At 66.4% G+C, this 18,716-nt stretch carries 18 protein-coding genes, 1 tRNA gene and 1 riboswitch; of the genes, 8 read left to right on the top strand and 11 right to left on the bottom strand.

Annotation, left to right across the window (positions count from 1 at the left end; all coding sequences use genetic code 11):
- Positions 1-593: 593 nt before the first annotated feature.
- The gene (locus tag G3T14_RS17325; RefSeq protein WP_163643783.1) at positions 594-2,270 is read left to right on the top strand and encodes an FAD-dependent oxidoreductase; all 1,677 of its coding nucleotides are present in this window, start codon (positions 594-596) and stop codon (positions 2,268-2,270) included.
- A 43-nt stretch (positions 2,271-2,313) separates the two neighbouring features.
- Here G3T14_RS17325 and G3T14_RS17320 read toward each other — a convergent pair whose 3' ends face one another.
- The 5 genes from G3T14_RS17320 to G3T14_RS17300 all read right to left on the bottom strand — a co-directional run bounded on the left by G3T14_RS17320 (position 2,314) and on the right by G3T14_RS17300 (position 5,656).
- Complete coding sequence (locus G3T14_RS17320; protein ID WP_163643782.1) at positions 2,314-2,769, bottom strand: response regulator; 456 nt, start codon at positions 2,767-2,769, stop codon at positions 2,314-2,316.
- Complete coding sequence (locus tag G3T14_RS17315) at positions 2,766-3,884, bottom strand: HWE histidine kinase domain-containing protein (RefSeq protein ID WP_163643787.1); 1,119 nt, start codon at positions 3,882-3,884, stop codon at positions 2,766-2,768. Before G3T14_RS17315 ends, G3T14_RS17320 begins: the two co-directional genes overlap by 4 nt.
- A gap of 184 nt (positions 3,885-4,068) precedes the next feature.
- Positions 4,069-4,154 (bottom strand) — tRNA-Leu (locus tag G3T14_RS17310).
- A gap of 34 nt (positions 4,155-4,188) precedes the next feature.
- A complete protein-coding gene (locus G3T14_RS17305; RefSeq protein WP_163643781.1) occupies positions 4,189-5,382 on the bottom strand; it encodes an FAD-dependent monooxygenase in 1,194 nt (397 codons plus the stop codon).
- Positions 5,383-5,401: 19 nt separating this feature from the next.
- Positions 5,402-5,656, bottom strand: a complete 255-nt coding sequence (locus G3T14_RS17300; protein WP_163643780.1) for a zinc-finger domain-containing protein — start codon at positions 5,654-5,656, stop codon at positions 5,402-5,404.
- Between the two features lie 186 nt (positions 5,657-5,842).
- Between G3T14_RS17300 and map the strand changes: the two genes are divergently transcribed.
- From map to G3T14_RS17270, 6 genes are all read left to right on the top strand, one after another.
- Positions 5,843-6,673 (top strand): type I methionyl aminopeptidase, encoded by an 831-nt coding sequence (gene map / locus G3T14_RS17295; RefSeq protein ID WP_163643779.1) that lies wholly within the window; start codon positions 5,843-5,845, stop codon positions 6,671-6,673.
- Positions 6,670-7,407: a DNA repair protein RadC gene (radC, locus tag G3T14_RS17290; protein ID WP_163643778.1), complete on the top strand. Its 738-nt coding sequence runs from the start codon at positions 6,670-6,672 to the stop codon at positions 7,405-7,407. The genes map and radC overlap by 4 nt, the downstream gene beginning before the upstream one ends.
- Positions 7,408-7,513: 106 nt before the next feature.
- Positions 7,514-8,953, top strand: coding sequence for a circularly permuted type 2 ATP-grasp protein (locus G3T14_RS17285; RefSeq protein ID WP_163643777.1), 1,440 nt, complete (start codon positions 7,514-7,516; stop codon positions 8,951-8,953).
- A gap of 134 nt (positions 8,954-9,087) precedes the next feature.
- Complete coding sequence (locus G3T14_RS17280) at positions 9,088-10,032, top strand: alpha-E domain-containing protein (RefSeq protein WP_163643776.1); 945 nt, start codon at positions 9,088-9,090, stop codon at positions 10,030-10,032.
- Positions 10,033-10,071: 39 nt separating this feature from the next.
- Positions 10,072-10,899, top strand: coding sequence for a transglutaminase family protein (locus G3T14_RS17275; RefSeq protein ID WP_163643775.1), 828 nt, complete (start codon positions 10,072-10,074; stop codon positions 10,897-10,899).
- Positions 10,900-10,938: 39 nt separating this feature from the next.
- On the top strand, positions 10,939-11,691 hold the full coding sequence (locus G3T14_RS17270) for a peptidase (protein WP_163643774.1): 753 nt from the start codon (positions 10,939-10,941) through the stop codon (positions 11,689-11,691).
- 6 nt (positions 11,692-11,697) lie between these two features.
- Here G3T14_RS17270 and G3T14_RS17265 read toward each other — a convergent pair whose 3' ends face one another.
- From G3T14_RS17265 to G3T14_RS17245, 5 genes are all read right to left on the bottom strand, one after another.
- Positions 11,698-12,333: a thiamine phosphate synthase gene (locus G3T14_RS17265; RefSeq protein WP_163643773.1), complete on the bottom strand. Its 636-nt coding sequence runs from the start codon at positions 12,331-12,333 to the stop codon at positions 11,698-11,700.
- Positions 12,330-13,109, bottom strand: coding sequence for a thiazole synthase (locus G3T14_RS17260; protein ID WP_163643772.1), 780 nt, complete (start codon positions 13,107-13,109; stop codon positions 12,330-12,332). Before G3T14_RS17260 ends, G3T14_RS17265 begins: the two co-directional genes overlap by 4 nt.
- Before the next feature lie 2 nt (positions 13,110-13,111).
- Positions 13,112-13,324: a sulfur carrier protein ThiS gene (gene thiS / locus G3T14_RS17255; protein ID WP_163643771.1), complete on the bottom strand. Its 213-nt coding sequence runs from the start codon at positions 13,322-13,324 to the stop codon at positions 13,112-13,114.
- Entirely contained in the window at positions 13,321-14,535 is a 1,215-nt protein-coding gene (gene thiO, locus G3T14_RS17250; RefSeq protein ID WP_348645296.1) for a glycine oxidase ThiO, read from the bottom strand. Before thiO ends, thiS begins: the two co-directional genes overlap by 4 nt.
- 69 nt (positions 14,536-14,604) lie before the next feature.
- Positions 14,605-14,733, bottom strand: a riboswitch (TPP riboswitch).
- A gap of 45 nt (positions 14,734-14,778) precedes the next feature.
- Positions 14,779-16,032: an adenylate/guanylate cyclase domain-containing protein gene (locus G3T14_RS17245; RefSeq protein ID WP_163643786.1), complete on the bottom strand. Its 1,254-nt coding sequence runs from the start codon at positions 16,030-16,032 to the stop codon at positions 14,779-14,781.
- 261 nt (positions 16,033-16,293) lie between these two features.
- Between G3T14_RS17245 and G3T14_RS17240 the strand changes: the two genes are divergently transcribed.
- Positions 16,294-16,560 carry a DUF2798 domain-containing protein gene (locus tag G3T14_RS17240; protein WP_163643769.1) on the top strand — a complete coding sequence of 89 codons (267 nt, stop codon included), beginning with the start codon at positions 16,294-16,296 and terminating at the stop codon, positions 16,558-16,560.
- Between the two features lie 56 nt (positions 16,561-16,616).
- Here the strand turns inward: G3T14_RS17240 and rpoD are convergent, their stop codons facing one another.
- The gene (rpoD, locus tag G3T14_RS17235; protein ID WP_163643768.1) at positions 16,617-18,617 is read right to left on the bottom strand and encodes an RNA polymerase sigma factor RpoD; all 2,001 of its coding nucleotides are present in this window, start codon (positions 18,615-18,617) and stop codon (positions 16,617-16,619) included.
- Positions 18,618-18,716 lie beyond the last annotated feature (99 nt).

The raw sequence follows: 18,716 nt of genomic DNA, 5'->3' as shown, positions 1-18,716 counted from the left end.
ATGCTTTACGCTACGCTCGCCGCCTCAGATCCACTGCCCTCATGAATAAGACGGGCTATGCTGTCGGAGAACGCGGCACCTGGAATGAATTTAGAGAGCTTACCCGCGCAGCCAACGCATCGTCTTGACTAATATCGATGGGAACGGGCCGGTGCGGAGCATCGACGCCGATTTCTGCGACGAGCTGATCGGCGCGATGCGGGGATCGGTGGGGGTGGATAAAGGTAGCGGCCTCCAGCACGGTCGGGTCGCCCGTGAACGCCGAGGGCGAGCAGAACCGTTCGGGTCCGGCATTGTCCCTGATGCGCGCTGGTTCGCCCAGCCCATGACGCGCTCGATCTGCGCCTTGGACTTCCAAATCGATCATTGCGCCAGTCGCGGGACCGGCTGGCATCGGTCTACGCAAAGCCGCGATATTGGGTTATCTACAAAAACAGCGTGGTGTTCGCTGCGCGCAGAGCGCCTGTGTTTCTTGCATAAGCTCGTGTTCGCCAAGAGCGAACGGATCCGAACCCGGTCTTCGCCGGCCCGGTGGCCCGACCAAGCGGCGCTTCGACTCGGACAAGACCACTGAACTCCGGAGGTTCATGCGCATGACATCTGACGCGGCCGGCTCCGAATACGATGGCGAGGCCGCTGATCCGGAGGCACGGACAGCCCAGACATTCCCGCGCCTCAATGCAGAGATGGCCGGACGGCTTGCCACTTACGGCGTGGAAGAGACGCTCGCGGCCGGCACGGTGATCTTCGCGCGGGGACAGCGCAGCGTCGACTTCTTCTTCGTCCTCGATGGGCGCATCGAGATGTACGATTCCGATCGTTCGGGCGCACCGCACGTCTTCACCACCCATACCGACGGCCAGTTCACCGGCGAACTCGACCTGTTCAACAACCGGGAAATCCTGGTCTCCGGCCGAACCGCCACGGCGACGCGCGTCATCCGGATCGCCCGCGCCGGATTCCGCCAACTCGTCACGGGCGAGCCCGATATCGGCGAGATCATCATGCGGGCCTATATCCTGCGCCGCGTCGGGTTGATCCGGCACGGGACGGGGGGCGTGATCCTGATCGGACCCGGCCACCGGCGCGATACTCTCCGGCTTCAGGGCTTCCTTATCCGGAACGCCTATCCGCATCGCCTCCTCGACGTCGATACCGACCCGGACGCGAAGTGCTTCCTCGCTTGCTTCGATCTTCGGCCTGAAGACCTTCCGGTCATCATCGTTCCCGGTGCCGCGGCCTTGCGCAATCCGACGAACGCGGCGTTGGCTGACACGCTCGGGTTGACGGAGGCGATCGATCCGGCCCGCATCTACGACGTCGCCGTCGTCGGCGCCGGGCCAGCGGGTCTCGCCGCCGCGGTCTACGCAGCCTCGGAGGGGCTCGATACCATCGTGATCGAGGGGTTGGCACCCGGAGGGCAAGCCGGCACGTCGTCCAAGATCGAGAACTACCTCGGTTTTCCCACGGGCATTTCGGGCCAGGCGCTGGCGGGTCGTGCCCAGGTGCAGGCCCAGAAATTCGGCGCGCGCCTCGCCATCTCCCGCATGGTAGCGGCGCTCGATTGCAGCGGAGAGACCTATCGTCTGCAGCTCGACGACGGCAATTCGATCCCGGCGCGCGCGGTCATCGTCGCCACCGGCGCGCGTTATCGCAAGCTCGACGTCGCGGATTTCGAGCGCTTCGAGGGTCAGGGCATCCACTATGCCGCCACCGCGATGGAATCGAACCTGTGTGTCGACGAGGCGATCATCGTCGTCGGAGGCGGAAATTCGGCCGGCCAAGCCGCCGTGTTCCTGTCGCGCACCGCGGCACACGTGCATATCCTGGTTCGGGCCAATGGGCTCGCCGCGACCATGTCGGACTACCTCGTCCAGCGTATCGCCTCATCGCCCCGAATCACGCTCCACAGCCGAACGGAAATCACCGGGCTGTCCGGCGACGACAACCTGCGTGAGGTCACCTGGACCGATCGCGCCACGGGGCTGAGCGAGACGACGCGGATCAGCAACCTCTTCGTGATGATCGGCGCCGACCCGAATACCGGTTGGCTCGACGGCTGCCTCGCCCTCGATGCCAAGGGGTTCGTCCGGACCGGTGAAAGTCACGATGGCCGGGCGGCCGCGTCGCCCTACGCAACCACGCGTCCGGGAATCTATGCGGTCGGCGACGTGCGCGCCGGTTCGGTCAAACGCGTGGCGTCAGGGGTCGGCGAGGGGTCCGTGGTGGTCCAATCGGTCCACCAGTTCCTCAATCCCGGCATCGTGTGAGCGCGGTGTCACGACGCTGAGGCCCGCAATTACCCTGGGAGGTCTAATCGGCCCGGAACTGGGCCGGACCAACCGGCTTCAACCCGGTCAGGCACAGGCAAGGGAGCGCGCCGGCAGCGGCCGGCTTGTCTGGGATCGTCGTGCAGGTCAGCAGATGACAAAGCAGCTCGGCCATCTGACCGCGCTGATAGGGTTTCTGCATCACGGGTACGCCTCGATAGTCGGCCTCTAGCCCGGCGGTGCCGTAGCCGGTCGCGAACAGGAACGGGATGCCGCGCGTAGACAGCAGATCGGCCACCGGGTAGCTGCTCGTCGCGCCGAGATTGACGTCGAGAACGGCGAGATCGAACATCACCGTTCGCGCATAGGCCAAGGCCTTGTCGAGCCGCATCGCCACCACGACCTCGCAGCCGAGATCGAGGAGCATGTCTTCCGCCAACATGGCGACGAGGCTCTCGTCCTCAACCAGCAGGACGCGGCATCCCTCCAAAACGCTCATTCCGCCGACCGCCCTGCCACGACGTCCTGTCCGTGCCAGCCGAGCGCCGTCAGCGGAATATCGATCTGGCAGACCACGCCAGTAGGGGCGTAGGTGATGGTGGCGCTGCCATCGAACTCCATCGGCAGCTGCCGTTCGATCAACCGCGAGCCGAAGCCCTTCCGGGTCGGCTCAGACACGGACGGCCCACCGGATTCGGTCCAGATGAGGCCCAAGTGCTCGGCGCCGGAATCGTCATGCGCGACCGTCCAGGTAAGTGTGACCCGACCCGTCGGTACCGACAGGGCTCCATACTTGGACGCATTGGTCATCAACTCGTGGAGGGCCATGCTCAAGGTCACGGCAACTTTCGGATGCAGCCGCGTATCCGGACCGGTGAGGCGAAATCGTTCGGCATCCGGTTCTGCCAGGGCGTGCGGGGCCAAGGCGCGATCGATCACGCTCCGCAGGCCGGCACTCTCCCAATTGGCATCCGTCAGCACGTTATGGGCGTTCGAGAGGGCGGCGATCCGTGCATCGAAGACCTGGCGCACCGCCGGATCCGTTTGTCCCCGAAACGTCTGCGCGGCGATCGACTGAACCGTGGCCAGCGTGTTCTTGACCCGGTGATTCAATTCGTTGGTCAGCAACCGCTGGCGCTCCGCCGCCGCCTTTTCCTCACTGATGTCGCGCACCTCGATGATGGTGCCGATGATCTTGGTGGTGTCGTCGCGAATCGGGCTCGCGGTGAAGCCCACCGGATAGAAGCGGCCGTCCTTGTGGACGAAGACCTCTTCACCCTTCTCCTGATTGTTCTCGGGAAAAGCGCGGTCGATCGCGCAATCGGCGAGCGGGAACGGGCGCCCATCGGGGTAGGTGTGGTGGACGATGTCATGCAACGGGCAATCGCGCGCGACGACCTCGTCCAGGCCGAAGCCGGTCAGCAATTCGGCAGCCCGGTTCATGTAGACGCAGTGCTGCCGGTCATCCATCAGGAAGATCGCCACCGACGCGTTGTTGAGAACCGCGTTCAGCCGTCGCTCGGTCTCGAACAGTTCTGAGCCACGTCGCAACGTGGGGAGTGTGGCCGAGGCGGACGCAGACGACTTGAAGGATTGCCGGGTGGGCACGGGCAGCGCTCTCGTCCAAAGATGATCAACCAGCCCTCAACGCTGCATCTCCACACGTCGAGGGTCTCCAATCGCGCGAGCCTGCACACGCAGTGCATCGATCCTGGGATCGCACGCCGCTACCCACAATCCCGCCGTGATTGATTCGTTCCACGAACCATTCGGCAGTCGCGATCTGGCGGAATAGGGGTGGTCGGGGCTACCGGAATCGAACCGGTATGGGCAAAGCCCGAGGCATTTTAAGTGCCTTGCGTCTACCAATTTCGCCAAGCCCCGGCGACCTCAGCGGTAGCGGGCGCCGCCGATGAGATCAAGGCGTGCCGTCGTTGTGGGACCATCCGTACAGCCAGGCGTATCGGCGGGTCATGCCGTCCGGTCCGAGGCGGCGCATCACCGCGTTGCGAACCCGCCCGACGAGCGCACCGGCATGGTAGGTCCGACCATTGGCACGGGCCGCCGTGCGAACCCTTTTGGCGCGTGGGCTGCGCGCGCGCGCGTAGGCGTCGAGGGCATCGGGGATTGCTGCGCGCCCGAGGGCGGCGGCGAGGATCGCAGCGTCTTCGATGGCGAGCGCTGCCCCTTGCGCGAGGAACGGCAAGATCGGATGCGCAGCGTCACCGAGCAGCGCTACGCGGCCGCGTGCCATCGGCCTGGCGACCGGCCTGTCGACGAGCGACCAGACCAGCCAGGAATCAGGAATGGCGAGAAGATCGGCGAGCGGCCCGGCCGCGTCGCGAAACTGCGCGCGCAGGACGGCGGGCTCTCCGAGCTGGCCCCAATCCTCGCTGCCGAGCCGCTCGGGCACAACCGCCACGACGTTGATGTGCTGGCCACCCAGGATCGGATAATGCACCACATGCCGGCCACGGCCGAGCCAGAGACCGGTGGCATCACCCTGGAGTTCGGCCGGCGCGGCCTCCCGCGGCAGAACCGCTCTCCAGGCCGCCGCACCGCAGGTTTTGAGGGGCTTGTTGTCGAGGTGACCACGCAACCGCGAGCGCACCCCGTCGGCACCGACCACGAGGTCGGCACCGAGGGTCTCGGTTCGCGTGCCCTCCCCGCTCTCCAGGGTCAGGGTCACGGCATCGGGCGTTTCGACGAGGCCAGTGACGTTGCGCCCGACGAGGAGGCGGATCCCGGGGCGGCCGCGTATCGCATCGAGGAGCAGGGTCTGCAGGTCGGCCCGATGGATGACGTAATAGGGGGCGCCGAACGCCTCGCGGTGGTGTCCGCCGAGCGTCACGCCACCGATCTGGCGGCCGGTGGCCAGGGCCCGGACGACCACCTGCGGCGGTTCGCTCGCCGCTCGGCGCAGGGCCGGCCCGAGCCCGAGGCCGATCAGCACCCGGCTGGCGTTCGGCGAGAGCTGCAGGCCGGCGCCGACTTCGCTGAAGCCGGTGCGCCGCTCGATCAGCGTGACTGTGTGACCCGCCGTATCGAGGGCGAGCGCCGCGACGAGGCCGCCGATCCCGGCGCCGACGATGGCAATGTTCAGACCCGGCATGGTGGGAATGTGCCTGCGATCAGGCGGCGGCCGTGGTCCTGTCGTCCCACACGCAGGCCGCCGGTTCTGCGGTGCCCGCCTTCAGGCTCGGCCGGTGGCGGTACAAGGTCGAGCAATACTGGCAGATGATCTCGTCTTCGGTGCCCATGTCGAGGAACACGTGCGGGTGATCGAAGGGCGGGCGCGCGCCGATACACATGAACTCGCGCGAGCCGACATGGATCACCGCCACGCCGAGGTCGTTGTGGAAGTGCGGAACCGCCTTGTCAGCCATCGCCTCGTCCTGTCTGCCAGCCCGTCGCGACGGTTTAAGTTCCGCTTGGGCGCCCGAATGTCGAGACCTCCGTCTCTAGCCGCTCGCCGGTCCCCCGCCTAGTGCACCGCGGCAGGGTTGGACTCGCCCGCGTGCCACCGTACATAGGAGCCTTCCGATCCGGTACGCTTCACGAAAATCCGCCCCATGACTCAGAATGATCAGGCCGTTTCCGACAGCGGACGACGTGCCCCCCTGCCCCCGATCCATGGGCCTGAGGCATTCGAGGGCATGCGCAGGGCCGGGCGCCTCACGGCGGAAGCCCTCGATGTCCTGATGGAGGCCGTCGAGCCCGGCGTGACCACCGAGGCGCTGGACCGGCTCGCCTACACCTTCGCCATGGACAACGGCGCCTATCCGGCCTCGCTGTTCTACCGCGGCTACCCCAAATCGATCTGTACCTCGATCAACCATGTGGTCTGCCACGGCATTCCCAACGACAAGGCCCTGCGCGAGGGCGACATCGTCAATCTCGACATCTGCCTCATCCTCGATGGCTGGCACGGCGATACGAGCCGGATGGCCTATGTCGGCGAGGTGTCGCGCAAGGCGCAGCGCCTGTGCGAGATCACCCACGAATGCCTGATGCGCGGTATCGCGGCGATCAAACCGGGGGGGTCGACCACCGATATCGGGCGGGCGATCCAGGCCTATGCCGAGGCCGAACGCTGCTCGGTGGTGCGCGATTTCTGCGGCCACGGCCTCGGCCGGATCTACCACGACGCTCCCACCATCCTGCACTACGTCGAGCCGAGCTACGACGTGAAGTTCGCGCCCGGCCAGTTCTTCACCGTGGAGCCAATGATCAACCTCGGGCGGCCTGCGGTGAAGGTCCTCTCCGATGGCTGGACTGCGGTGACGCGGGACCGCTCGCTCTCGGCACAGTTCGAGCACACCGTTGCGGTGACCGAGACGGGGGCGGAGATCTTCACGTTCTCGCCCAAGGGGCTGCACCAGCCGGTCAATCCGGCGCCGTGAGCGCCCGGCCACCGCCCGACGCACCGTCGCTCCTCGGCGAGGGCGCTTCGCCGGCGGCGGCGGAGCCGCATTATCTCGGGCATCGCGACCGGCTTCGCGCCCGTTTCGCGCAAGGCGGTGCCGATGCACTGCCCGATTACGAACTCCTCGAACTTGCCCTGTTCCGCGCCATTCCGCGGCGGGACGTCAAGCCCCTCGCCAAAGCGCTGATCCGGCGCTTCGGCAGCTTTGCCGAGGTGGTGAGCGCCGAGCCAAGTCGGCTTGCTGAAATTGAAGGCATCGGCGCCGGGGTCATCGCCGATCTCAAGCTCATCGAAGCGGCAGGCCACCGGCTCGCGCGCGGGGCCATCTCCGCCCGGCCGCTGCTGTCCTCGTGGAGTGCGGTGCTCGAATATTGTCGCGCCACCATGGCGTTCGCCGCCCGCGAGCAATTCCGCGTGCTGTTCCTAGACAAGCGCAATCACCTCATCGCCGACGAGGTCCAGGGCCGTGGGACCGTCGACCACACCCCCGTCTACCCGCGTGAAGTCGCCCGCCGGGCGCTGGAACTCTCGGCCACCGCGATCATTCTCGCCCACAACCATCCGTCGGGCGATCCGACACCCTCGGCCGCCGATATCCGCATGACGCGCGAGATCGTCGGAGTGCTCGATCCCCTCGGAATCATCGTCCACGACCATGTGATCCTCGGTCGTGAGGGACACGCGAGCTTCAAAGGGTTGAAGCTGATCTGATCGTGCTAACGTTCCATTCCAACGGGGTCGGGGAGGCCTCGAAGACAGGTCGCTCGCCGATGGCGCGCCTCTTGCCTGGAACTTGGCGTTTAAGAAGGAGGCGCGAATGGCGCTCGCTGCGTACGACGAGATGACCGGGCTGCCCGACGGGGCGCTGAAAGACCCTGCCGTGCGCGAGGCCTACAACAATCTCAAGTCCTGGCTCGAGACCACGCCGCCCGAGCATTTCAACACCCGCCGCAGCCAGGCGGAGATGCTGTTCCGACGCATCGGCATCACCTTCGCCGTGTACGGCGCCAACGAATCCACCGAGCGGCTGATTCCGTTCGACATCATCCCGCGGGTGATCACCAAACCGGAATGGACCTTTCTGGAGCGCGGCCTCAAGCAGCGCGTCACCGCGATCAACGCGTTCCTGAAGGACATCTACGGCGCCCAGGAATGCATCAAGGCCGGCATCATTCCGGCCGACCTCGTCTATCGCAACCCGCATTACCGCATGGAGATGCGCGCCTTCCGGGTTCCGCACGATCTCTACGTCCACATCGCCGGCATCGATATCGTGCGCACCGGCGAGAACGACTTCTTCGTGCTGGAGGACAATGCCCGCACCCCGTCGGGCGTGTCCTACATGCTCGAGAACCGCGAAGTGATGCTGCGGCTCTTCCCCGAGCTGTTCTCGCGCCATCGCGTAGCGCCGGTGGAAAACTATCCGGATGCCCTGCTGGCGACGCTGCGGAGCCTTGCGCCCGCCAGCGCCACCCGCGACCCCACCGTCGCACTGCTCACGCCGGGCCGGTACAATTCGGCGTTCTACGAGCACTCGTTCCTGGCCGATAAGCTCGGCGTCGATCTGGTGGAGGCCTCCGACCTCTTCACCAAGGACGACGTGGTCTACATGCGCACCACCGAGGGGCCGCGCCGGGTCGACGTTCTGTATCGCCGCCTCGACGACGACTTCCTCGATCCGCTGGTCTTCCGCCCCGACTCGGTGCTGGGCGTTCCCGGCATCATGAACGCCTACGAGCGTGGAACGGTGACGCTGGCCAATGCGGTCGGCACCGGCATCGCCGACGACAAGGCGGTCTACAGCTACATGCCTGAGATCGTGAAGTTCTTCACCGGCGAGGAGCCGATCCTGCACAACGTGCCGACCTATCGCTGCCGCGAGAAGGAAGCGTTCGCCTACGTGATGGACAACCTCGCCGACCTCGTGGTGAAGGAGGTCAACGGCTCGGGCGGCTACGGCATGCTGGTGGGGCCGCACGCGACCAAGCGTGAGATCGAGGAGTTCGCGCGCAAGCTGAAGCACGCTCCCGAGGGCTTCATCGCCCAGCCGACGCTGGCCCTCTCCACCTGTCCGACCTTCGTTGCGTCGGGAGTGGCACCGCGGCACGTCGATCTGCGTCCGTTCGTGCTGTGCGGTTCGGATGAAATCCGGATCGTGCCCGGCGGCCTGACACGCGTCGCCCTCAAGGAAGGCTCTCTCGTGGTCAATTCGAGCCAGGGTGGGGGCACGAAGGATACCTGGGTGCTCGATGCCTGAGACGCGGCGGGGTTTCCCACCCCGCCGCCCTTTGCGATAGACCATTTCCAAGCCGCTGCCGTCTCCGGCATAGTTTCTTCAGCCCAACGGTCGCGGCGTCTCGCGTCGCCCGGCCGGTGTCTCAACGGTAGCCCATGCTGTCCCGGACTGCAGACAATCTGTACTGGCTCTCGCGCTACGCGGAACGGGCCGAGTTCGTCGCCCGCATCCTCGATGCGGCGCACCGCCTTGCGGCGCTGCCATCGAGCTATGGCGGCGGCGAGACCAATGAATGGGCCTCGGCGCTGGCCTCGGCCGGCGACCCCGAGGTGTTCAAGCCGCTCTACGACAGCGTCAACGAGGCGACGGTCTGCAACTTCCTCGCCTTCAGCCCGCACAACCCGTCTTCGATCCGCTCCTGCATCGAGACGGCGCGCGAGAACGCCCGCAGCGTTCGGACCGCGCTCACCACCGAAATGTGGGATGCAATCAACGGCGCGTGGCTCGAATTGCGCAACTACGAGGGGCGCGACCTCAACCGCGACGAGTTTTCCCGTTTCCTCGACTGGGTGAAGAGCATTTCGCTGGCCTTCGACGGCTCGGCCTACCGCACGATGCTGCGCAACGATGCCTATTGGTTCACGCGGCTCGGCACCGCCATCGAGCGCGCCGACAACACTGCCCGCATTCTCGACGTGAAGTACCGCATCCTGCTGCCGGCCACCGAGAAGATCGGCGGTAGCCTCGACTACTTCCAGTGGACCACGATCCTGCGCGAGGTCTCGGCCTTCAACGCCTATCACTGGGTCTACCGCGAGAGCGTGAAGCCGCTGCTGGTGGCCGACCTGCTGATCCTCAACCGGCAGATGCCGCGCTCGCTGACGAATTGCTACGGCATGCTCGTCGAGCATCTCGATCTCATCGCCGACGCCTACGGCCGACGGGGTGCGAGCCAGCGATTCGCCAGCAACACGCTGGCGCGGCTCGAGAGCGAGAACATCGACCGTATCTTCACCTCCGGCCTGCACGAGTTCGTTACGGCGTTCATTGCCGAGAACAACCGCCTTGGTGCTGCGGTCATCGAACAATATCTGGTGTAGTGGTCGCGGCCGAGCCGTCACCCGCGTAAAGGTCGCCTCATGCGAATTCGCGTCTTTCATGAGACCAATTACACGTACGAGCATCCCGCGCGCGGCCTGATCCAGGTCCTGCGTCTTCGCCCGCGCGATCACGACGGGCAGTATGTCCGGCGTTGGCGGATCGAGCCGTCGATCGACGGACGGATCAGTGAGCGCGAGGACGGATTCGGCAACGTGGTGCATTGGTTCACCGCCGACGAGCCGGCGGAATCGCTCACCATCCGGGTTACCGGCGAGGTCGACACCAACGAGATGCACGGGATCGTGCACGGGACCGTCGAGCGACTGCCGGAGGTTTTCTACCTGCGTGATTCCGATCTCGCACTCGCCAACGAACCGATCCAGCTGTTTGCGCGTGCGGTGGCGGCGGCCGGCGACCCGGCGCCGCTGCCCTGCCTGCATCGGTTGCTCGCGGCAGTCCACGACAAGGTTGTGTTCGAGCCGGGCCCCACCAGCGCCAGCACCACCGCCGCCCAGTCCTTTGAGCAGGAGAAGGGCGTCTGCCAGGACCTGACCCACATCTTCATCGCCGCTGCCCGGCACCTCGAGATTCCCGCCCGCTATGTCTCCGGGTATTTCCACCGCGCCGACGGCATGGTGGACCAGGAGGCCGGCCATGCCTGGGCGGAAGCCCTGGTGCCGGGCCTCGGCTGGATCGGTTTCGATCCGGCCAATGGGATCGGGACCACAGAGGCGCATATCCGCGTCGCCATCGGCCTCGATTACCTGGGTGCGGCGCCCATCCGCGGCAGTCGCATGGGTGGCGGCACCGAAACACTCGACGTAAAGCTCCGCGTCGAGCAAGCACAAGCGACGGTCCAGTCCTGAGTTAGGGACGGTCCGGACCGCTCCAAGGAAACCGGAACCATGACCTATTGCGTTGGCGTCCTCGTGGAGGAGGGCCTCGTGATGATCGCCGACACCCGGACCAATGCCGGGCTCGATGACATCTCGACCTATCGCAAGCTCCACCACTTCAACGTCCCGGGCGAGCGCGTCATGCTGCTGGCCTCGGCCGGCAATCTGTCGATCACCCAATCGGTGCTCAGCCTCCTGTCCGAGGGCGTGGAGGGCGATTCCGGCGAGCCCAAGATGAAGCTCGTCGAGGCGCCGACGATGTTCCAGGCGGCCCAGCTCGTCGGCCGGGCGATCCGCCAGGTCCGGGAAATCGAGAAGGCCGGTTTCGAGGCGGCGAACCTGCGATTCTCGGTGTCGCTGCTGTTCGGCGGTCAGATCGGCACCGAGCCGATGAAGCTGTACCTGATCTATTCGGCGGGCAATTTCATCGAGTGCAGCGGCGACGCGCCCTTCCTGCAGATCGGCGAGCACAAATACGGCAAGCCGATTCTCGATCGGGCGGTGAAGTACGAAACCGAACTCTACGATGCCCTCAAGGTCGGCCTCGTCTCGATGGATTCGACCATGCGGTCGAATCTCGGTGTCGGTCTGCCCATCGACATCGCCCTCGTGCGCCGCAATGCCCTCGACCTCGAAGTGAACCACCGCATCGAGGCGGGCGAGAGCTACTTCCACGATCTGCGCGAGCGCTGGTCGGCGGCTTTGCGGGCAGCGCACCGGGCGATTCCGCGTCCGCCCTATGGGCCGTCCGCTCCGAAGTAGGGAACGTCAGGTCGCCCAGGCGTCGAGCACGGCGCGTGTGGCACCCGCCGGGTCGTGGGTGCGCATCAAGCCACCCATCACCGCGCAGCCTGCGGCGCCGGCCTCCCGGCAGATCGTCATGCGTTCGGCGGTGATGCCGCCGAGCGCGATCACCGGGATACCGAAGCGAGCGGCGGCCGTGAGCGCCGCTGGTGTCAGGGCCGGGCCATATCCGGGTTTGCTCGCGGTCGCGAAAATCGGGCTCAACGTGGCATAATCGGCCCGGGCGCGGGATGCGGCTTCGACCTCACCGGGGCTATGAGCCGACACCCCGATCAGGCCGTCCGGGAGACATGCGCGTGCATCGGCGATCTCGGCCGGCCCAGCCCCCCCGGACAGATGCACACCATCGGCGCCGAGGGCGGCAGCCAGAACGGCGTCGCCGCCGATGCTCAAGCGACCGCCATAGGCCCGAACGAGCCCAAGCACGTCGCGGGCGAGATGCGCGCGGGATTCGGCCGCCATGTCGCGTTCGCGGAACCAGATCCAGCGGGCGCCGCCGGACAGGATCGCCTCCAGGATAGTCAGCAGGTGGTGCTCGTCACCGGATGGAAGCCCATGCCGATCCGTCACCACCAGAAGCGGTGACGGCAGCGCTCTCACGAACCGACCAGGCCGAGTTGCGGGCTCGACGGTTCGGCGCGGCCGCGCTTCGGAATGCGACCGGCGCAATGGGCGTGGCGTCCGGCCTCCACGGCGTACCGCATGGCGGACGCCATCCTGATCGGATCGTCGGCCTTGGCCACGGCGGTGTTGAGGAGACAGCCGGCGGCACCGAGCTCCATCGCGATGACGGCGTCCGAGGCCGTTCCGATGCCGGCATCGACGATGACCGGCACCCCGGCCCGTCGGCAGATCAGTTCGAGATTGGCCGGATTGGCCACTCCCATCCCGGAGCCGATGAGCGAGCCCATCGGCATTACGGCGGCGCAGCCGAGATCGGCCAAGCGCTGGCAGATGACCGGATCGTCGTTGCAATAGGGCAGAACCACGAAGCCGTCGTCCACGAGATGGCGGCAGGCCTCCATCAACTCGACGACGTCGGGATAGAGCGTGTCACGATCACCGATCACCTCGACCTTGATCCAGTTGGTATCGAGCGCCTCGCGGGCGAGTTCGGCGGTCATGATCGCGTCGCGCGCGGTTTCGCAGCCGGCGGTGTTGGGCAGGAAGCGATAGCCCTTCAGCTTGCGCACCGTGTCCGAGCCGTGGCCGTGGAGCGAGACCCGGCGGATCGAGGCCGTGACCACCTCCGCGCCGGACGCCGCTACCGCGTCCGCCATGATGCTCTGGGTCGGATAGCCCGCGGTGCCGATGAAGAGGCGCGAACGCAGGGTCACGCCGGCGATGACGAGGCCATCGTCGTAAGGTTCGGTCATGGTCAGCCTCCCTGCATGGCGCGTACGATTTCCACCCGGTCGCCGTCGCCGAGTGCCGTGGCAGCCCAGTCGCGCCGCCGCACCACCCTGCCGTTCACCGCGATCGCGATCCCCTGCGGGCTCTCGATGCCGGTCTCATCGGCCTCTGCCTGGAACAGGGTTTCGAGGTCGGCCGCCTCGCAGTCGCGGGGCTGGCCGTTGACGGTGAGCCTCATGCGAACACCCTCGCGGTGTTCCGTGGGGCGAAGCGCGACAGGCCGAAGTCACGCGCGTAGGCGGGCAGCGCGCCCGTCGTCACCAGGGTCGCGATGGCATCGGCCGTGGCAGGCGCCAGGAGGTAGCCGTTTCGGTGGTGGCCCGTGGCGACGACGAGACCGGAGGCGATCTCGCCGAGGATCGGCGCGTCGTCGTCCGAGGTCGGGCGATAGCCGCTCCAGACCGCCTCGACGGCCATCTCCTCGATGCCGGGCAGGACCCGGCGGGCGCCCTCGAGCAGCGCGTAGAGACCACCGGCGGTGACGCCGGGAGTAAAACCGCAATCCTCCACGGTGGCGCCGACGATGAGGTGGCCGTCGCTTTTCGGGGCCATGTGGACCTGTTCGGTCCAGACCATGTGGGACAGCGTGCCGGTGCGGGTGGTGGTGCGGAGGGCCAGCGACTGGCCCTTGATCGGCCGCACCGGCAGAGCGAGGTCGTCGGTGAGCAGTCCCGACTCACCGCTCCAGGCCCCAGCAGCGAGAATGACGGTATCGGCCAGGACGGTGTCCTGTGCGGTCCGTACACCGACCACCCGGCCTGCGGCGCGAATGAGAGCCTCGACGGCACAGTTCTCGATGATCGCCACCCCTGCGCGCCGGCAGGCGCGAGTGAGCGCGGCCATGACCTGACGCGGGTCGACCTGATGGTCGGCCTCGCAGAACAGGCCGGCGGTGACCGACGGACGCAGGGCCGGCTCGCGGGCCCGGACCTCGGGGCCGGTGAGCCAGCGCGCGGTGATCCCCGAGCGTTTCTGCAGATCGTGCCGGAATCGTAGGCGATCGACCTCGTCGCGGCCAATGGCGAGGACTAGGGTTCCCTCCTCGCGATAATCGATGTCGAGGCCAGAGGCGGCATGGAGATCGTCGCGAAAGCCGGGCCATTGCGACAGGCTCTCGAGCGCCAGGGGCAGCAGCGGATCCGAGCCCGGCTCGTGTTCGGCGGCCGGGGCCAGCATGCCGGTGGCGGCGAGACTGGCGCCTGCCCCGATGGTTTCGCGTTCGATCACCGTCACCGAGCGCCCGGCTTGCGCGAGACGCCACGCGATGGACAGCCCGATCAGGCCCGCACCGACCACCACGACGTCGCTGCGCTCAGGCATGCGTGACACCACCGATGGCTCGGACGGGCTGCGACGTGCTCCGATGGGGGATGTCGGGACCAGATCCAAGAAAGCCTCCGCGATGATCCGCAGAGATTGGTGGCCCTCAGCTTCTGGTGGAAGCGTGCCGGGCTCGTCGAGGAACCCGCGGTCCAATCCCTACGCCGGTATGAGCCGGTTCAGGTTCGAAGGATTTCCGCGCCGCCATCCGCGAACGGACGGCCATCGGTTTCTCAGCCCCTTGTCGGGGATCTCCCTGGAACGCCACCGATGTGGGGCCGGAGCGCGCCCGGGTCAACACCCGACGATGAATCAGCCAGCCGGCGGCGGACGGCTCGGACGGTAGACCCCCATCGGCTCGGGGAACCCGTCGAGGGGGTGCTCACCCAAAGGCTCGGGGTCGCCCCAGAGAAAATCGACGAAGGGCTTCGACATCAGCAGCGGCTCACCCAGGGTCTTGTTGAGCCGGGCGAGCCGGCTCGCGAGATTCACGTCGCGGCCGATGACGGTGAAGTCGAGGCGTGCGCCGGAGCCGACATTGCCGTAGGCCGCCTCCCCATGATGGAGCGCGATACCGCAGGCGACGGGCTGAGCGAAGCGCTCGAGCGCATTCGCCTCGTCGAGGGCAGCGAGAGCGCTCTGCGCCGCCGTCAAGGCGCCCTTGGCCGCCCCGCCGAGATCGTCGCCCGATTCGCGAAAGATCGCGAGCAGGCCGTCGCCGAGATACTTCAGGACCTCACCGCCTTCGCGTTCGATGGACGGCACCAGGCAGTCAAAGAAGATGTTGAGGAGATCGACGGTCTCCTCCGGCGTCATGTCGGCGGAGATGCGGGTGTAGTCGCGCATGTCGGCGAACAGGATCGCCGAGCGGATACGCTGGACGTGGCCGCGCCGGATCGAGCCGGCCAGGATCGCCTTGTGCGGCTCGTCGCCGACATAGATGCGCAGCACGTGATCGAGTTGCTTGTTGACGCTGCGCATCTCCATCACCGCCGCCAGCGTCGGGATGACGAAGCGCATGATCGCCACGTCCTCGTCGCGAAATCCGGTCTCGGCCCGCGTGGCGAAGGTGATGCCGTTGCGGGTGCCGTTGGTGAAGAACAACGGCGCGATGATGTACTGCGTGTACCCCTCGGCCTTCAGGTCCGGGATCACCGAGAAGGCGTCGTCGGCGGTCTCGGCGAGATCGAGGATCAGCCATTCACCGGTCTCGTGGACCCGATGGAAGGGGCTCTCGCGGTACGCCTTGTCGGACGCGTCCCCGTGCGGGAACAGCCGCACCGTGGAGCCGGCTTCGCGGGTCCAGAAGCGACCGACGCCGGAATACTCGGAATGCAGCGCGTCGATGGCGGTCGTGGCCCGGTCCACCGGCACACCGAGGGCGATGAGCCGTTCGGCCAGACCCGCCAGCAGATCTTCGGCCTTGGGCATCCGTGCGCCCTCGCTCAGCAGCCAGTCGCGCAAAGCCACGCATTGCTGGAGCGAACCGAACGGCACGTCGTTCGCCTCCGACCCGTCGGCTTCGGCGGTGGGTGGCGGGGGCTGGGGCGGGCCTCGATCGAGCATATGGCTAAGGTGGGTCTCGGGGCTCGCTTGGGCAACGGTCTCGGGCAGATGTTCTAGGACGGTATAGAACGGCCCCTCGATCGACTCGTCGATCGTCACGCGATGATCTTGCAGCATCGGGGACCGATCGGTAACGCCTTCTAGGCCGTCTGCTTCGTCAGCACGGCCGTAAGGGTCTCACGTGAGGCAACGCATCCCACCGGTCGCCCGTGAGCGACCGTTCCGGCTCCGTCATCGGATGCCGGATGCGAGGTGCCTAATATGCCTCGATTACAAACGACCATCCGGCTGCGTCGACTGCCGGCCCGCTACGGCGCCGTGGTGATGCCGCTCGTCCTGTCCCTGCTCATGACCTGCATCGTCTCGGCAGTGGCGATGATCCGGAACCGCGGCTTGAGTCAGGGAAGCCTGGCCCTGTGGCCAAGCACCTGGGCCTTATCCTGGATCTTCACGTTTCCGACCGTGCTGATCCTGCTGCCGCTGTTCCGCCGAATCGTAGGGCTGGTCGTCGAGGCACCGACACGCTGAAGGCCCGGCAAGTCGAAGCGCGGCTGCGGCCGCGCTTCGACTCTCTCAGGATCCGCTCAGTTGTCGAGAAAGCTCCGCAGCTTCCGGCTCCGGCTCGGGTGCTTGAGCTTCCGCAGCGCCTTCGCCTCGATCTGACGGATGCGCTCGCGCGTCACCGAGAATTGCTGGCCGACCTCTTCGAGGGTGTGATCGGTATTCATGCCGATGCCGAAGCGCATGCGCAGGACGCGTTCCTCACGCGGCGTGAGCGAGGCGAGCACACGGGTCGTCGTCTCACGCAGGTTGCTCTGGATCGCCGCGTCGATGGGCAGGACGACGTTCTTGTCCTCGATGAAGTCGCCGAGATGCGAATCCTCCTCGTCGCCGATGGGCGTCTCGAGGGAGATCGGCTCCTTGGCGATCTTGAGGACCTTCCGCACCTTCTCCAGCGGCATCGCCAGCTTCTCGGCCAGCTCCTCCGGGGTCGGCTCGCGGCCGATCTCGTGCAGCATCTGGCGCGAGGTCCGGACGATCTTGTTGATCGTTTCGATCATGTGCACCGGAATGCGGATGGTGCGGGCCTGGTCGGCGATCGAACGGGTGATCGCCTGTCGGATCCACCACGTGGCGTAGGTCGAGAACTTGTAGCCGCGGCGGTACTCGAACTTGTCCACCGCCTTCATCAGGCCGATGTTGCCCTCCTGGATCAGGTCCAGGAACTGCAGGCCGCGATTGGTGTACTTCTTGGCGATCGAGATCACGAGGCGCAGGTTCGCCTCGATCATCTCTTTCTTGGCCTGACGGGCCTCGCGCTCGCCCTTCTGGACCATATTGACGATCTTGCGGTACTCGCCGATCTCAAGGCCGGTCTCTGAGGCGAGCGTCAGGATCTGCTCGCGCAGGCGCACGACCTCCTTCTGGCCCTTCTCGACGAGGTTCTTCCAGCCACGTCCGCCGAGGCTGCCGACGCGCTCCATCCAGTTCGGGTCGAGCTCCCAGCCCTGGTAGTGGCGCAGGAACTCGTCGCGCGCGACGCCGTGGGTCTCGGCGTAGCGCATCAGTCGGCCTTCATGGCTGATGAGGCGCTTGTTGATGTCGTAGAGCTGCTCGACGAGCGCTTCGATGCGGTTCGCATTGAGCGAGAGCGACTTCACGTCGGTGACGACGGCGTCCTTCAACTCGTCGTGCTTGCGCTCCTGCGCGTCGGTCCGGGTACCGCCGCCGGCCTTGAGTTCGGCGTGCTCGATCTGGAGCTTGCGCAGCTTGCGGTAGTTGTTGGCGATGTTGTCGAACGTCTCGAGGACGCGCGGCTTGATCTCGGTCTCCATGGCCGCCAGGGAGACATTGTTCTCCATGTCGTCCTCGTCGTCGCCCTCGGGCGGCGCCGGAGTCTCGGCCTCGGCTTCCTCGGTCTCCTCGGTCCCTTCCGCGATCTGCATCGCGTTCTTGGCGTCGGGACCGGCATAGGTGGCTTCGAGGTCGATGATCTCGCGCAGGAGCACCCGGCCGTCGACCAACTCGTCCCGCCAGATGATGATGGCCTGGAAGGTCAGCGGGCTCTCGCACAGGCCAGCGATCATCGCCTCGCGCCCCGCCTCGATGCGCTTGGCGATGGCGATCTCGCCCTCGCGCGACAGAAGCTCCACCGAGCCCATCTCGCGCAGGTACATGCGCACCGGGTCGTCGGTGCGGTCGGTGGGCTCCTTGGTGGTGGTCTCACGCACGGCCAAGGGCTTGGCCGGCGCGATCTCGGCGACCTCGGTCCCCTCGGCGGCGTCCTCGTCCTCGGCGGCTTCGCCGTTGGCCTTGGTCTCGCCGGCCGTCTCTTCGGTTTCTTCCGCCTCGACGACGTTGATGCCCATCTCGGAGAGCTGAGACAGCACGTCCTCGATCTGATCGGGATCTGACTGACCGTCGGGCAGGACCTCGTTGATCTCCTCGTAGGTGATGTAGCCACGCTTCTTGGCGAGCTTCACCATCCGCTTGACGGAGGCATCCGTCAGATCGAGGAGCGGCCCGTCCGTCTGTTGCTCAGGTGCAGCATCCGTCTCGTCCCGTTCCGTTGCCTTCGTCGCCATGGTCCGCCTATTGTTGTCGTGTCAGCGCCCTGCGGGAGCGTGTGGCTCACTCCGCGTCGTGGACGCCGCAATGCATATATGTGTGCGGATCGCCGAAAA

This window comes from Methylobacterium sp. BTF04 (assembly GCF_010692745.1).
In the GTDB taxonomy this organism is placed as follows: Bacteria; Pseudomonadota; Alphaproteobacteria; order Rhizobiales; family Beijerinckiaceae; genus Methylobacterium.
Note: the sequence above shows the minus strand (reverse complement) of the source record. Positions and strands in the feature narration are given on the sequence as shown.